The organism is Paenibacillus sp. CH40, from assembly GCF_024213605.1.
GTDB lineage: Bacteria > Bacillota > Bacilli > Paenibacillales > Paenibacillaceae > Paenibacillus > Paenibacillus polymyxa_B.
Window position 1 is genome coordinate 22,195 of record NZ_JANAVQ010000002.1, and the last position, 15,680, is coordinate 37,874.

Annotated in this window: 14 protein-coding genes; 4 read left to right on the forward strand and 10 right to left on the reverse strand. The window is 44.4% G+C overall.

Features of this window, described 5'->3' with window-relative positions; all coding sequences use genetic code 11:
• Positions 1-268: 268 nt before the first annotated feature.
• Together NLX73_RS06565 and NLX73_RS06570 are read right to left on the reverse strand one after the other, a co-directional pair.
• The gene (locus NLX73_RS06565; RefSeq protein ID WP_254325721.1) at positions 269-2,338 is read right to left on the reverse strand and encodes a bifunctional aldolase/short-chain dehydrogenase; all 2,070 of its coding nucleotides are present in this window, start codon (positions 2,336-2,338) and stop codon (positions 269-271) included.
• A 263-nt stretch (positions 2,339-2,601) separates the two neighbouring features.
• Positions 2,602-3,615, reverse strand: coding sequence for an LLM class flavin-dependent oxidoreductase (locus NLX73_RS06570; protein ID WP_069291827.1), 1,014 nt, complete (start codon positions 3,613-3,615; stop codon positions 2,602-2,604).
• Positions 3,616-3,853: 238 nt separating this feature from the next.
• Between NLX73_RS06570 and NLX73_RS06575 the strand changes: the two genes are divergently transcribed.
• The 3 genes from NLX73_RS06575 to NLX73_RS25080 all read left to right on the forward strand — a co-directional run bounded on the left by NLX73_RS06575 (position 3,854) and on the right by NLX73_RS25080 (position 5,808).
• Positions 3,854-4,336 (forward strand): RrF2 family transcriptional regulator, encoded by a 483-nt coding sequence (locus tag NLX73_RS06575; RefSeq protein WP_039275257.1) that lies wholly within the window; start codon positions 3,854-3,856, stop codon positions 4,334-4,336.
• 31 nt (positions 4,337-4,367) lie between these two features.
• A complete protein-coding gene (gene hslO / locus NLX73_RS06580) occupies positions 4,368-5,249 on the forward strand; it encodes an Hsp33 family molecular chaperone HslO (protein ID WP_069291826.1) in 882 nt (293 codons plus the stop codon).
• Positions 5,250-5,514: 265 nt separating this feature from the next.
• Positions 5,515-5,808 (forward strand): hypothetical protein, encoded by a 294-nt coding sequence (locus NLX73_RS25080; protein WP_367997092.1) that lies wholly within the window; start codon positions 5,515-5,517, stop codon positions 5,806-5,808.
• 303 nt (positions 5,809-6,111) lie between these two features.
• Here NLX73_RS25080 and NLX73_RS06590 read toward each other — a convergent pair whose 3' ends face one another.
• The 5 genes from NLX73_RS06590 to NLX73_RS06610 all read right to left on the reverse strand — a co-directional run bounded on the left by NLX73_RS06590 (position 6,112) and on the right by NLX73_RS06610 (position 11,038).
• The gene (locus tag NLX73_RS06590) at positions 6,112-6,828 is read right to left on the reverse strand and encodes an ABC transporter permease (protein WP_039275252.1); all 717 of its coding nucleotides are present in this window, start codon (positions 6,826-6,828) and stop codon (positions 6,112-6,114) included.
• 13 nt (positions 6,829-6,841) lie between these two features.
• Positions 6,842-7,792, reverse strand: a complete 951-nt coding sequence (locus NLX73_RS06595) for an ABC transporter ATP-binding protein (protein ID WP_254325722.1) — start codon at positions 7,790-7,792, stop codon at positions 6,842-6,844.
• Positions 7,793-7,882: 90 nt separating this feature from the next.
• On the reverse strand, positions 7,883-9,064 hold the full coding sequence (locus tag NLX73_RS06600; RefSeq protein WP_254325723.1) for an alpha/beta hydrolase family protein: 1,182 nt from the start codon (positions 9,062-9,064) through the stop codon (positions 7,883-7,885).
• 221 nt (positions 9,065-9,285) lie between these two features.
• Positions 9,286-10,341, reverse strand: a complete 1,056-nt coding sequence (locus NLX73_RS25085; protein ID WP_028541664.1) for a HAMP domain-containing sensor histidine kinase — start codon at positions 10,339-10,341, stop codon at positions 9,286-9,288.
• 1 nt (position 10,342) lies between these two features.
• Positions 10,343-11,038, reverse strand: a complete 696-nt coding sequence (locus tag NLX73_RS06610) for a response regulator transcription factor (RefSeq protein ID WP_013310135.1) — start codon at positions 11,036-11,038, stop codon at positions 10,343-10,345.
• Between the two features lie 695 nt (positions 11,039-11,733).
• On the opposite strand from NLX73_RS06610, the gene NLX73_RS06615 reads away from it, so the two are divergent.
• On the forward strand, positions 11,734-12,603 hold the full coding sequence (locus tag NLX73_RS06615) for an aminoglycoside 6-adenylyltransferase (RefSeq protein ID WP_254325724.1): 870 nt from the start codon (positions 11,734-11,736) through the stop codon (positions 12,601-12,603).
• Between the two features lie 51 nt (positions 12,604-12,654).
• Here NLX73_RS06615 and NLX73_RS06620 read toward each other — a convergent pair whose 3' ends face one another.
• The 3 genes from NLX73_RS06620 to NLX73_RS06630 all read right to left on the reverse strand — a co-directional run bounded on the left by NLX73_RS06620 (position 12,655) and on the right by NLX73_RS06630 (position 15,576).
• Positions 12,655-14,523, reverse strand: a complete 1,869-nt coding sequence (locus tag NLX73_RS06620; protein WP_254325725.1) for an alpha/beta fold hydrolase — start codon at positions 14,521-14,523, stop codon at positions 12,655-12,657.
• A gap of 60 nt (positions 14,524-14,583) precedes the next feature.
• Positions 14,584-15,165, reverse strand: coding sequence for a TetR/AcrR family transcriptional regulator (locus NLX73_RS06625; protein ID WP_226887689.1), 582 nt, complete (start codon positions 15,163-15,165; stop codon positions 14,584-14,586).
• Between the two features lie 66 nt (positions 15,166-15,231).
• Positions 15,232-15,576: a cupin domain-containing protein gene (locus NLX73_RS06630; protein WP_028542344.1), complete on the reverse strand. Its 345-nt coding sequence runs from the start codon at positions 15,574-15,576 to the stop codon at positions 15,232-15,234.
• Between the last annotated feature and the right edge of the window lie 104 nt (positions 15,577-15,680).

The window sequence follows — 15,680 nt, forward strand, 5'->3', positions numbered from 1 at the left end:
TCGCTGTTGCAACGGGATTTTTCATTTTATAACACATGATAAGGTTAAAATCCCGTTGCAAAGGCGAACACTTCGTTTCTTCAGAACAATTCCGCCCGCTCCGCTGCTGACCACCCATAAAGTCACTTCTACTTTTAAAGTGTTAGTGTGTATATCAAGGATGAGAACACGTAAATACATTACATTGCTTATTTACGTGTTTTCCAAAGTGTTTTATAACCCTTCGAAACTATCGTCATATCGCTTACATAGGTTCATTTTAATTCGGCTAGCGTGTAAATGCTGCGGGGACGCCACCGTCGATGGTCAGCATACAGCCTGTCGTTTTCTCTGCCTTGGATGAGGCGAAAAAGGCAATGCCCTCGGCGATATCCTGCGGATAAATGTTAACCAACAGCGTCGTCCGTTTGCGGTAATGCTCTTCCAGCTGGTCGGGCTCGATGCCGTAGGCGGTAGCGCGCTCGTTGCGCCAATTGGAGTTCCAGATTGCCGAGCCTTGCAGAATGGCATCCGGCAAAATGGTGTTCACACGGATGCCATATTCACCGCCTTCTGCGGCAATACAACGGGCTAAATGTGCTTCTAGCGCCTTGACCGAGCTATAGGCCGTTACATTTTTACCTGCGTAGACCGAGTTTTTGGAACCGACGAACACCATGCTCCCACCAAGTGTCTGCTCCTTCATGAGCTTGAACGCTTCTCGTGCAACCAGAAAATAACCCGTTCCCAGCACATTCACATTTAAATTCCATTCCTTTAACGATGTTTCATCGAACGGACTGGATGTAGCAAGGCCTGCATTGTTGACGATGATATCTACACCGCCATAGGTCAATGCCGTTTCTGCATAGGCAGCCTGAATCTGCTCCTCCTGCGTCACATCCATTTTTACGGCGATGGCACGGTTTTCTCCGTAGCTGCCATTTATCTCTGCGGCTACCTTTTGCGCGCCTTCCAGATTCAGATCTGCCAGTACGACATGTGCACCTTCATCCACCAAGCGACGTACGGTTGCACTGCCAATCCCGCCTGCACCGCCTGTAATGAACGCAATTTTACGGGAAAATTCAGCTTCTGCTGGTGCGAGTGACAGCTTATAAAGCTCCAGCGGCCAGTATTCCACGTTGTATGACTCGTTCTCGCTGAGTGAAACAAACTCTCCTAACGCCGTTGCTCCTCGCATGACAGCAATAGCACGATGATACAAGGCGCCGCTTACCTGCGCGTTGCTCCAGCTTTTTCCTGTGTTGATCATACCAATACCCGGAATCAAAATTACACGTGGCGCAGCCTCAAACATAACATCTCCCTCATGCCGATTGCGCTCGAAATAAGTTTGATACTGTTCCTTATAGGCCGCTATACCCTCAGCGAGCTTAACTTTCAAGCCCTCTACGTCCTCCACATTCGGTGTCCAATCTACATAGAGTGGCTTCATCTTGGTATGAACCAGATGATCCGGGCATGCTGCCCCAACCTGAGATAAAACAGCAGAATCTCGGCCGTTCACAAACTCCAACACATCCTCCGCGTCATCAAAGGTGAGGATCATCTTTTTCTCATCACTGACTGCACCCCGGACGGATGGCATAACTTGGGAAGCAATGCTTCGGCGCTCTTCATAAGTAAGCGCTTTATATTTTACGCCTCCAAACGCCTGCTTTTCCTCTTGACGAGCTTTAATATAGCTTTCTGCTTCTTGAATGATTTGGATTGTTTTGGCATAAGCCGCTTCGGATGTGTCTCCCCACGTAACCAGACCATGCTTTTCCATCAATACCAATTCAGCTTGTGGATGATCGATTACACCTTGGGCAATCATTTTCGACAGCTTAAAGCCAGGACGGATATAAGGCACCCATACAAAACGGTCACCGAAGATTTCCTTAGCCATTTCCTTACCGTTGTGCGCACAACACAAGCTAATAATCGCGTCTGGGTGTGTATGATCGACATGTGTAAAAGGCAGAAAAGCATGCAATAGCGTCTCAATTGAAGCCCGTGGATGCTTGGCATCTATCATACAGTTCGCCAAATATGCGACCATATCCTCGTCAGACATATCTTCCCTTTCAAATAAAGGACGAATATCCTCCATACGAAGCCCTGTGAAGTTATGCGCTTTCATTGTTGCGAGATCGGAACCGCTGCCCTTAACGTACATCACTTCTACTTCACGCCCACGAAAATCTTGTATCATCGTTTTGGCTGAAGTGTTACCGCCTCCCCAGTTGCACACACTCCTATCTGTGCCAATCAGGTTAGAACGGTATACGAGCTGTTCCAGCGTGCTTTTCTGCTCAGATGCTTGTGAAGAAATCCACAGACTTTGTACCATAGGAAAAAGACCTCCAAGTTCTGTTTAGTTTTGAATCACTTTATTATAGTGTTTATTTTTGCTTACGGAGACTATAACACTTTTGTTTTAATTTGAAAATATGTAATACAAAAATAATCAAAAATAAATTTTAATTTTTACCCATCTGAAAAAATGGATATATTCATTTGGTAAACGATCATTGCCACGCACAAAATAAAGGCCATGTCAGAATCGGTTATAAGAACCTTTCTGGCACGGCCTCATTCGTTTAACTCATCTAATTACCCAACTATACGCATCACTTTGGCTAGCAGCTCGTACGAGCGCAGGCGCGCCCGATGGTCATATACCTGAGAGGTTGTAATCAACTCATTGGCTCTCGTCTGGTCGATTATCAAATCCATCTTTTGCTTGACGGTGTCGGGACTGCCGATGGCTGAATACCCCAGCATATTACCACGAACCATCTCCTTCTCGTGCTCACTCCATAGCTTTTCCATGTCATCCACTGGTGGCTTCAGTCCTCCGCTGTGCCCGCGCAGCACATTTAGAAACTGCTGTTCTTGTGAAGTGAAGAGCCATTTTGCTTCCTCATCAGAATCTGCAACAAGCACATTAACACCGACCATCACATATGGCTTATCCAGTGCTTTGGATGGCCGAAAATTGCGATGGTACAACTCCAGAGCCTGTAGCAAATGAGCCGGGGCAAAGTGGCTGGCGAACGCGAACGGCAGCCCAAGCTGACCTGCCAGCTGTGCGCTGAATCCGCTTGATCCCAGTAACCAGATGGGAATGTCCAGCCCTTCTCCAGGAACTGCTCTTACTCCCGGAACGGCTCCGTTCAGCGCTGGATTCAGGTAAGAACGCAGTTCATTCAATTGCTCAGGGAAATCTTCCCCAGTACTGTGAAGCCCTCGCCGCAGTGCCCTCATCGCAGGTTGATCCGTGCCTGGAGCCCGGCCAAGTCCCAGATCAATTCGTCCCGGATAGAGCGACTCTAGGGTTCCAAACTGCTCTGCAATCATGAGTGGAGCATGGTTAGCCAGCATAATACCGCCTGAACCGACCCGAATCTTGTTTGTATGTGCAGCTACATGCCCGATGATCACGGACGTAGCCGCACTGGCGACCGCCTGCATGTTATGATGCTCCGTTAGCCAGTACCGATGGTACCCCCATTGTTCAGCATGCTGGGCAAGATCCACCGTGTCACGGAAGGAATCGGCAGGAGTGCCGCCTTCAAGGACAGGTGCAAGATCTAATATAGATAGTGCAACGTTACGCGTAGTCATTATATATAAACCCCCTGTCAAAATATTATTTTACGAATTTTCCTCAATGCCTTAATTCTTTGACCTATCAATTGATACGTCAATTATGATAATGTGTCCCGTTATAAATTGCAAATGATTTAAATTTTTAGTTTTTGTTCAAAAACAGTTTACTTTTACGAGAAGCTCGTCTATCATGCATTTATGTGGATAATAATTATCCACATTAGCACTGTTATAAAGATTGAGGTGATTGCTAGTGCATATGAAAACAGGTGTCGAACAATCTGTCTACGCGCTTCTTCTACTCACGATGCTGCCGGACAAAGCCGTTTTACCTGGGGAGGCCATTAGCCAGCAGTTAGGTGCTTCACCTACTTATTTTCATAAACTGTTACGTAAATTGGTTAGCGCCGATTTGATTACTTCTGTACCTGGTGTCAAGGGCGGGTTCAAATTAAAGAAAAAACCTGAGGATATACGGGTATTTGATATTTATCTGGCGATTGAAGGACAACAGACTCTCTATTCTTCCAGCGGTATCTACAACGATATGCTTGAATTAAAGAAAGACGATCAGTGTTGTTTACTGGCAAATTTAATGGAAGAAGCGGAAGCCTCCTGGAAAGCCGTTCTGAAAAGAGAAACCATCGCGTCACTATCCGCTGACTTTTTTAAAGAAGGATATGATGACAAAATGACTTCTTTGGAGAACTGGATTCAGGAAAAAATGGTCTTGTAAAGAACTCTAATGAACAGAAAGGAATATGAACATGAACGATTATTTAGTAAAAGCTCTTGCCTACAATAACCAGGTACGGGCTTATGCCGTGAGAACAACGGAAACGGTAAGTGAAGCTCAACGGCGTCATTATACCTGGCCCACAGCATCGGCTGCATTGGGACGTTCTATGACGGTCGGCGTCATGCTGGGAGCCATGCTTAAAGATGAGGATAAACTGACGATCAGGATTAATGGCGGCGGACCTATCGGCACTATTCTTGTCGATACCAACTCCAAAGGTGAAGTTAGAGGTTATGTAAAAAATCCACAAACCCATTTTGAGCTTAATCAGATAGGGAAATTAGATGTCGCCAGAGCTGTAGGAACAGATGGAGCGCTAATTGTATCTAAAGATATCGGCTTAAAACACCCATTTGTTGGACAAGTCCCTCTCGTTTCGGGTGAACTGGGGGAGGATTTCACATCTTATCTCGTCCAATCCGAACAAATTCCTTCTTCTGTAGGAGCGGGAGTTATTGTTAACCCGGATAACTCTATTCAGGCGGCTGGAGGTTTTATTATTCAGCTGATGCCAGATACGCAGGAGGAGGTTATCAGTTTTATCGAGAGACGCATTGAGAGCATTCCAAGCATCTCCGCAATGGTCATGGAAGGTCTTACGCCAGAGCAGATTCTGGGTCAGATTTTGGGAGAAAGCAACCTGAACATACTGGAAACCATGCCTGTACAATTTCATTGTCCCTGCTCAGAAGAGCGCGTTACCAATGCCATTATCAGCTTAGGGAATAAGGAAATAGAAGATATGATCCATACCGATGGACAGGCTGAAGCTCATTGCCACTTTTGTAACGCACACTACCATCTTACCAAAGAAGATCTCGAAGGCATGCTGGAAACAAACATCATTTAAATATGGGCTGTTCCCAAAAAGTAGGTTTAGCTACTGGGGGACAGCTTTTTTCTTTCCCAATGCTTCCGATGATTACTTAATCCTAAACACGGTAGACTTGTTCATGATGTAAGTGATAATGTTATATTATTCCAATCACTTGAAATGAGGTGCGCTATGCTCGAAAAAGATACGCAGGAAATTTTAAGACGAAGATTGTGCTGGAGGTCTTGCAGGAAGAGCAGACCGTGAACGAGATTGCCGCCAAATATGAAATGAGTCCGTGATGATTAGCTGGTGGAAAGCCGAGTTTCTGAACCGGGCGTCTATGGTGTTCGAGAAAGGGACGAGTGAAGCGGACAAGATGAGAAAGGAATACGAAAGCAAACAGGAGCGCCTAGAAAAGCTGGTCGGTCAACTTACCGTTGAAGTCCACTGGCTCAATGGGAGCATTACACATCTTCCGGCAATCCGCAGTTCATTAATGAATTTCGGCATTAACGGAATGATCAGCCCGATGCCGGTGAACACCGGAAACAGATTCAGCATAAGGACACATCATATCCCCCTCATAATTTAAGGGTTACTGCTCCCTCTGTAATTCTAAGCAAAAAAACACCTGCTCTTCGGCAGATGTTCCTCGCCTTTCGTATTTCTTGACTATCCGATCCATTTGTCCGTTCTAATCGTTCAACCCTTTGCCCTCCAGAATGGGCTGTGTGTATGTTTCAACCCTTGAAACGCACGTTTTGAACTGCTTCGGTTGTGGTACACTCTCCAATCCAGCGCTTAGTTTATCGTCAAGCATGAACGTGCGAGCAGCGGAGAGATTGTTGTTCCTTTTCATAATTGATATATCTACAACTCAGTGCATGTAGCGCGTTTATTGCTGCTCGGCAAATCTCCACCAGGCAAATGTTCCGACTATTCCGGCTATTCCCGTAGACGCAAGAATGATTATACTACTCAACTTTAAAAACCCGGTGCTTTGAAATACCGACGGGATGGTCCACGGAAAATAGGGGGCGAATCCAAAAGAGGCCAAAACATTTGAGAGAATGACGATTATCAGGATGAGTCCTAATGGTGCCAAGTATCCCTTGCTCACATTGGCCAGAAGAGTGCCTGGTGTGGTAACAATAATAAACAATAGCGATGTTATAATGAATTTAAAGAAGATATTCCAAATAAAAGAAGCTAACCCGCCCGCAACTCCTAGAATACCCCCCACGGCAAAACCTATGGCAAACATATACATGGAAAGTAATAGGCTCCATGCTAAAATTACAAGAAATTTGGACAGTACAATTTTCGATCTGGAAACGGGCTTTGCAAGCAAATCTTTAATTGTTTTATCCGAAAACTCTCGTCCAAATACCCATGCCGCGATAAAGGTGTACCCGATAAGTCCCAGCGGGGCAAGACTATCAAGCAATTCGGTTAAATACATTTTCCAATTGATTCCGCCGGCGTCACTGGATAAAATAATTCCGACTCCCATCATGATTGGCCCAAATGCAAAAATAAGAAATACCAACCAAAACACATTGGCGCGGATAATCTTGCGAATCTCACAATGTAAGACAGAAAAAATATTCATTATATATTCCCCCTTATATATTCCCCCTTGTCATACCAATTGTGCGGAGAAAATATCCTTCCAAATCCTCCGTAATCACTCGAAGCAATGTTGGCGGTTGATTGGATTTAACCAGCAGTTCGGCCAGTCGTTCAGGACTATCCGCTGCGTGGTCATCGGTTAGTTTAATATAGCCGTCTATTATCTCCTCAAATTCATATCCATGCTCTTCAAGCACCTCCTTTAAGGCATGTTTGTCGCGGCCATTCACCACTAAGTTTTTCTGTAACGATTGCTCCAGCTTATCCATTGCGACTTCTTTAACAAGATGGCCATTGTGAATAATCCCAATGCGTGTGGAAACTTTCGAGAGTTCCTCTAACAGATGGCTGGATATAAAAACAGTTACGCCGAAATTTTTCGCTAAGTTATATAACATATTCCGTATCTCCGCCACGCCTGCGGGATCGAGGCCATTTATCGGCTCATCCAATATTAGAATTTCCGGATTGTGAATCATTGCTTTCGCAAGTCCCAGGCGCTGTTTGTTTCCTAAAGAAAGATTCTTTGCCTTCTTCTGTTTGTGCAGCTCAAGCCCCAACTTATAGATAACCCGATTTACGGAATCTTTGTCAGGCACCCCTTGCATGCGTCGTGCTATGTCAAGATTTTCAACTACAGTTAAATCGGGATAAAAAGTAGCCTCCTCCAAATATCCAACCTTGTCCCATAATTTATAGTTTCCGGCATCGACCTTTTCACCTAACATATAGAGCTTGCCGGAGGTTGGCTTGAGCATCGCCAAGAGCATCTTTATGGTCGTTGTCTTTCCAGCGCCATTCAGTCCCAAAAATCCAAATATCTCTCCTTGGCTCACCTCCAGCGAAAGATTGTTCAATGCGATATAGTCGCCAAATTTTTTGTGTACTCCCTCAATTTGTATGGCGGGCGTTCCGCCATTTTTTTCCTTTGATAAAATACTCATAGCCTTCAACTCCTCCATAAACAGAGAGCTTATTCAGGATTCTAAGTACGACACTCCTGAACAAGCTCAATCAGAAATTTTTCAATAAATCTACTTTATGATGTCCTGGCAATCGCTTAAGCGAGGCGAGGCTGGCCCAAGCCCAATTGAGCAGAGCCAATTCAGCACTACCTCATGCAGCACGTTGATGTTGTCTACCTGACAGTGTTCTAATCCGCCAAGTCGTCTATCCTCTATCGGGTAGAACGTCTTGTTTTTCGAACCCGCTTGCTCGTAATTCTTCAAGGCTTGTGTCAGCGGATTTGGCTGAACCAATATCTCTTCCGCTCCGTGCATTACAAGAAGCGGACATTCTATCTGGTGGAGCACGCCCTCAAGATCATAGGCAAAACGCGGATTCCCCGCAAAATCCTCCAAGCTTTTTGCCCCCAGAATTCTCATGCCGTGTGCGGCCAGACTCGGCGGCATCCATTTAAGCATGGCATCCCAATCAAAGGTGTGCGTACCGCCGTCGGAGATGACGGCAGCAATCCTGTGATCGAACGAAGCGAATCGCAGCGAGTCGTAAGCCGCAAAACTCTCCCCGTGCACGATAATCTTATCGGGATCGACTTCCGGCCGAGTTAGAAGAAAGTCGATTGCTCGGGAATGGAAAGCCTCACTGTCCGCTCGTCTTCCTTTTCCCTTTTCGTACAGCGAGAGGCCGGTGCCAGGCTGGTCATAGACCAGAAAGTTATATCCACACGAAATAAAAGCGGGACCTAGCCAGAAATAGTTTTCAATTGACCACTCGTCGCCACCGTTGAGAGCAAAAAGGGTCGGCTTCGGACCTTTTATCCAGGAAGGGGAGAAGAAGTAACCATCCAACTTTACATCTTCGTAATCGACTTGGATCTTCTCTGGTTGGACATCGAAGTACTTTCCGGCAGCTTCGAAGAGTTCATTTACTTTCTTAAATACACGGATTTTCTCGGTGTCATCATCCATCACCGCATATTCCGCAATTCTGTAGTAATTGCAGGCACGAATGTAGCAGTTTCGTGCTGTATACCAGTTTCCAGCCGTTTCGGCCTCCTTGCCGTGTCTTTCCAATGCCTGAGCCGTTATGAGCCATTCCCTGTGCCACGTGTCCTTGTCATCGGGGTCGATTTTTTTGCAGGCCTCGTAGATCTCGGTGACGTCCGTAGCACCGAGGCTTGCCATACCTAAAGCTTTGGTGACTTGGTATGACATCATGTAGTTATTGGGCCAACGGCTGAACTCAATTGACATTGCAACATCCTCCTTTTCCAGTTCTAGTGATTGTAGTTTTTTTACTACAAGTAATTTTTACAACACAAAGATAAAGCTTCTTTAAAAGAAAAATAAATGTTTATAAAGAGAATATAAAAAACTATAAACCGCTGAAAAAACAAAAAAGGCTGCTGCCTGGGTGTTCACACCCGGCAGCAGCCTTTAACTCCTGTAGTAAAAGAAAATGTGCAAAAATAAAATCAGTGTTGTGCGGCCAAGGGAAGGCTGAATCTTATCCCCAAACCGCCATATTCGGAAGGGTAGGCGCAAATTTCGCCCCTATGATGTTCAATAATGGATTTACAGCTTGCAAGACCCAGACCCAGCCCGCCCTTTTGGATTTGCCGCGATTTATCCACAGTGAAAAATTTGAGGAACAGAGAAGATATATCCTTATCCGGCACTCCAATTCCATTATCCTCGATTTGAAAAAAGGCATACTGTCCTAGCGGGTATCCGGTCATATACACTTTCAGTTTGTTTTTCCCTCCATATCTTACAGCATTGCTAAAGAGGTTGCCGAAAACCCGACGTATCATCGGTTCATTGACCATCAGCAATATATTTTCCGTGAATGAATGGCGGCAAGTAAGCTCGTTGTCAAGTCCCGCCAACTCATACTCATATTCAAGGGCAATGTTTTCAAATAATTTTGAAGCTTTTACAGGTTTAGCTACCATAGATTCCAACTCCAGTTTTTCTTTGGTGAAACTGGAGAAATCATTGATGAGTTCGACCATATATCCTGACTTCCTTTGAATCAAATCATAATATTCCTGCTTTTCAGTTTCTGGTAAATCCTTGTGTGTAGCCAGCAGTTCAGTAAAACCATTAATAGATGTCAAGGGTGTTTTCAAGTCGTGGGCAATTGCCGCGATCATATCGATCTGCTCTTTGTGCGCGAGTTGAAGCCGATGCTCCATCTTATTGAAGTGCTTATAAAGTTCTCCGATCTCATCATTACTTCTCAGAGCTAGCGGAGGCAGTGGATGTACAATATTCACTTCTTCAAGCCTGGTATTCAGAAGCTGAATGGGTTTCTCTATGCAAAAATGAATATAGATAATCAGAATAATAAATATGAAACAGGCAATTGCAAATATGGGCAGGAGCAATGCTATATATCGCGAGTCCAGCAATGAACTGCGTATAGGGGAATATACTGCAAAGACAAGCTTCAGATACATTCCAATCGAAAACATGAATATTATAAACATCAGCAGGAACAAAAGAGGAAGCTTTATTTTCAGTTTCATACTATTGCTCTCTTTCCGTGTATTTATATCCTATGCCCCATATTGTTTTAATAAAGTCATATTCAGAACCAAGTTTCTTACGGATATTTTTTATATGAACCGTTACGGTATTTATTTCTCCGTATTCGTCTCCCCAGACGTTTTCATATATCTGCTCACGAGTCAATACATGATTGGGGTGGCGCATGAGGATAGACAGAATCTGAAATTCCTTCGTTGATAAGTCGAGCTTCCTGCTATTCAGAAATGCTTCAAACGTCTTATCGTTCAAAATGAGCGGAGCATCCGCCTTTTCGTTACTGGGACTAAGTTCATCCCACTCTTTAAAAAGCCTGTCCACTTTTCTGAAGTGAGCCTTTATCCTGGAGACAAGCTCCTGAATACTGAAAGGTTTGGTCATGTAATCGTCTGCTCCTATTTCGAGCCCGACGATTTTATCAATGTCCTTATCACGCGCACTTAAAAACAGAATTGGGACATTATAAGAATTTCGGATACTTCTGCAGACATCAAGTCCATCCATATCAGGCATCACTATATCAAGAACGATGAAATCAATGTGATTTTCTTCCAATGCAGATAAGGCTTCTTTCCCGGAACATGCCGAAATTATTGCAAATTGCTCGTACCTTAAACTCTTTGTGATGAGTTTTACGATTTCTTCATCGTCGTCTACAACTAATATCGTTTTTGGCATCTTTATACCTCCCAACCTCTTTAAATGGACTGCATTTATATAACACACAAGAGCCGCATGGACTCGAATTGACAAAAAAAGTCGCGCTCAAAGCGCCTCCCCAGTTCCGGATATTTCTCCTTTGGATGCCAGTTGAGGTAATAGGATTTCTTGAAGCAACATGTTGATTTCTTTTAAAAAGGCTTTATTGTCCGGACTTCCTCCCAGAAAAATGCCTTGGGGGTTGCTCAATACAGCGTTATCCCCATTATTAGATAAAAAATTCTACCCGGTATGGTGCCGCTAATGACACCTTGAATCGATATGTGATGCTTCATTGTATTAAAAAGACCGAATGCCTTATAAAAATAAGATTCTGCAAGTTCCATTCCTTGAATCATGTGATGAGCACACATCTGTCTGATTTGCCTCCCATAAGCCTATGAGAGTTTCGATGGTCTGTACTTGATGCCTCGCTTCATTATGGATAAAACATACAATTCAGTCAAGTGTACTTTGGGTAATGAAGAAGGCCTCGGCAGCACAATTGAATGGCTTCTGTGTATAGGCTATTGTAAGGGTAGGAGACTTTTCCCAGATAAAAGAACTTACAGGAGGTTGTTTTCCTTGATGATCCTTGAGCTAGTGGCCATTATTTCTATTGCTCCCTTGTCCACGTTTTTCTCCTTTAGATACCGTTTGTGGAGACAACTATTATGAGAAGTGAACATGAAATGCTTCATACCATTCTCCATTTTGCTCAAGAGGACGAACGGGTACGTGCCGTGATTCTGAATGGTTCACGCGCCAATCCACATGCTCCACGGGACATTTTTCAGGATTATGATATCATCTTTCTCGTATCCTCCATGGACAGCTTTATTCAGGAACGTCGCTGGATCAACCATTTTGGTGAATTGATCATTATGCAGACGCCCGATGAGCATATGGAACCTACCCCGATGCCCCATGATCGCTTTGCTTTTCTCATGTTATTTACGGACGGCAATCGCATAGATCTTACACTCTACCCTGCGAATAACATCGCCAATTGGACCCGAGACAGCTTAAGTGTACTGCTGCTGGATAAAGACGGGCTTGTGGAGCCTTTCCCACCGCCAAGTCTTCAAGATTATAAGACGATACCTCCAACTGCCCAAGTCTATGCGAATTCCTGCAACGAGTTCTGGTGGGTCAGTACTTATGTGGCTAAAGGGTTATGGCGACAGGAGCTACCCTATGCCAAATTTATGCTGGATCGGCCTGTCAGAGATGCGCTTCACTTGATGCTGGAATGGCATATTGGTATACGAACAGACTTCGCGGCAGATCCGGGTAAACAGGGAAAATATTTCGAGAACCACCTTGAACCTGGACTTTGGACACTCTATATCCAAACGTTTGCGGATGCAGATTATGAACATATGTGGCAGTCTCTTTTGATCATGGGAAATTTATTTAGAAAAGTTGCCTTGGAAGTAGCGAACTATTATGGTTACGAATATCCGACTCTGGACGATCAACGTGTTACGAACTATCTCCATCACGTAAAAGCTCTCCCAGCAGATGCTAAGGACATTTATTGATAAAAAAAACCAGTCGGCACTTGATTTACATGTGCTAGGCTGGTTTTATTTTTATACTCTAACGTTATTCTGTCCTATGTGCTGCTTTAGATATTGCGCTGTTCGTTCCGGTTGCGAGATCGGAAAATGATGAGCTGCCGGAATATTCAGCGTATGCAGGGCATGAAATGGCTCGGGCAACTTATAGATCTGATCCTTCACACCCCATAGAATCGAAACCTCCTCTTTATACATTCTTTCGGATATCTCAGGAACCGACCGGAAGCTATCGGACTTCGTTAGCATGGCTAGGGCTTGCGCAGTCGTCTTTCTTACGCGTGGGGAACGCATTTCTTCAAGAACATACGTGATGTATGCTGGCGGGATATCGTCGATACTTTCAAAACAAGTCTGCGCAAGCAATTGCTTGCGTAAGCCTGAATCGCTGAATCTGCCTAGCATACTCTCCGTAATTCGTGCGCTCCGATATCTGCGCGGAGCAGTATGCAATACAGGCTGCAATAGGTGTAAGCTATTGATACGCTCAGGTACGCGTTCCCATGCCTTAGCAGCTAGTAGTCCGCCGAACGAATGACCTACAAGGCAGATTGGCGTTTCCAAAGCCTGAATAGCCTGCACTAACGATTCAATGTGGCCTTCTAGTACATCCTCCTTATGATGGTATGGGGAACGGCCAAAACCGGGAAGATCCACCAAGCAAACAGAGAATTCCGGAAATTGATTTGCCAGCGGTATCAAACAATCTGCCCCGCTGAAAGTACCGTGAACTAATACGATCGTTGGATTTCCATTCTTCACCCTTCGCTCCAGTGTAGCTAATGGCCCACGTCTGTTGCGAACATATCCATCTGTATCTATGGTGGAATGAGCAATCCTGAAATCAAGATCAGTAATGACAAATGGGAACACGCTTTTGTTCATCGCCTGTGACAACCCGTATTTACGTTGAATCTCTCGTGCTGCATCCAGTGGGTAGTCCACATCCACGATAAAATCGAGTGATTCCTTCGGAATACCTAACTTTTGGCCCAGAGGAGTACCCAGTATACTGGTTAGCCAAGCTGGCGAAATCGAACCGAGCGGTTTACGTACACGAAGCTCCTTCGCCATATTCGTTCCCAGCTCTATCATCGTTGGACTCTGCTGTCTGTCATCCATCAAGTAGTATGTTTCGCTGGCAGGATGTGATTCCTTCGTAAGAGCACTGATCAATTCGGCTGCATGATCTACATGGACCAAGGGGAGCCAATGAGATTTTCCGCCGGGGACAAGTCCCATAAGCTTGCGCGCTGTAGAACCTACGAGAATGCCTAGCCCACCAGTTTGGGGCGTATCCCCAGACTCTGAGTCACCAATGACAACGCTCAAATGGACAACCGAAAGCGGAAATCCTTCCTTGTGTGCTCCTTGACGGATACGCAAATCAGCCAAAAATTTCATCCGTTCATATGGAGGTGCCTGTTCCAAATGAGCGATGACCGGCTCGGGAGTAAGCCAGTTATGATCATTAAAAGGGCTTTTGTACCCAACCAAATGAATAAAATGTCGTAACCCTTTGCTCGCATGAATATATGTAGCCAACGTTATCATTTCTTCTGACGCTTGTAGAAAAGCTGCTCTCGCATCCTCCTCTCCCAGCAGAATATCCATCGGACCTCCTGCATGAATTATCACATCTGCGGTCTCCACGAGCTGCCTGTCAGCAGGATTTAATCCTAGAGCAGGTATACTCAAATCGCCAATAACCGGTGTTAATTTCCCGATATGCCATGCTGTCTCCAAATCCATTTGCCTGCATATTTGTTCCCACTTCTGCTGCGAACGAACCAGGACGGTAATAGTGTGTTCCTCCTTGGAAAGTTGTCGTAACGTATGCATGCCGATAAATCCTGTGCCGCCCGTGATAAAGATATGTGCCATATACGAAACCTGCCTTTTTTAATTTTTAGTACTTCATAGTACTAATAAAGATTAAAAAAATCACTTTAGCAGAAGTGCTAAAGTAAATTTTAAATTTTCGAGTATGCTCGGGTCCTGGCTTGCATGCTGCAGAAAGAGCGCACCTTCAATGGCCGAGACGATGAATTGGGCCGTCGACCTCGCAGGAAGTTCAGCCTGAATCTCTAATCTTTCCCTTCCCTCGTTCAACAATATTTCTACGGTAGTGATTTGGCTTTGGAAGAACTGGCTTATTTTATTCCGAAACAAGGCGCTATCTTGAGGCATTTGCGTATAAAGAGTAATAAAGGGACAGCCTCCCAAACAATCTGTCTCTTGCTCTGTCAGCAATTGAAGAAGGATTTCAAAACGTTCCTGAACAGACTGATCCTTACGCGAAACAACTTCATAAATCATCTCATTATACGTTTGAATCAGTTGATCCAGAATGGCTGAAAGTAGCTCTTCTTTACTTTTAAAATAATAGTAAATGTTCGTTTTGGACACATTGCTCACAGCCACAATTTCATCCATACTTGTTGCATGATATCCTTGGGTAAGAAACAATGAGGTGGCGATGCGCAGAACAACATCCCGATTCGTGATTTTATTTTTTTTCATCATATTTAGCACTATACGGTACTAAAAGAGACTTGTCAACCTTCGCTGGAACATGTCTGCTCCAAAATATTATTTTTCGGCCAGAACCCGGTCACCTCTGCTCGCAGGCTGAGAAATAACCAAAAATTCAACATCCTGATTCGTTTCATTAAACATTTGATGAGGCACCATAGGAGGAACCTCACACCCTTCCTGAGATCCTAATTGGATTCGTTCACCATCCACTTCAAGTACCGCTGTACCTGATAAAATAAAGAAAAATTGGCGCGCATGATGATGATAATGTCTGACCTCATGTGTATTTCCGGGCATCCGCTCATGAATAATGCTCAAATCATTATTTTTCACCAAGCGCCAACCATCACATTGATCTCCCCATATATAATGTTCGGCATTATTTTTACTAATTTTCATTATTGAACTCCTCCTTTTGCAATTACAGTTTATTTTATATATGAATTCATAGAGCTACAATCTTAATTATAAAACGGCAGGACAAATGTAAAAAAAGTCCGACT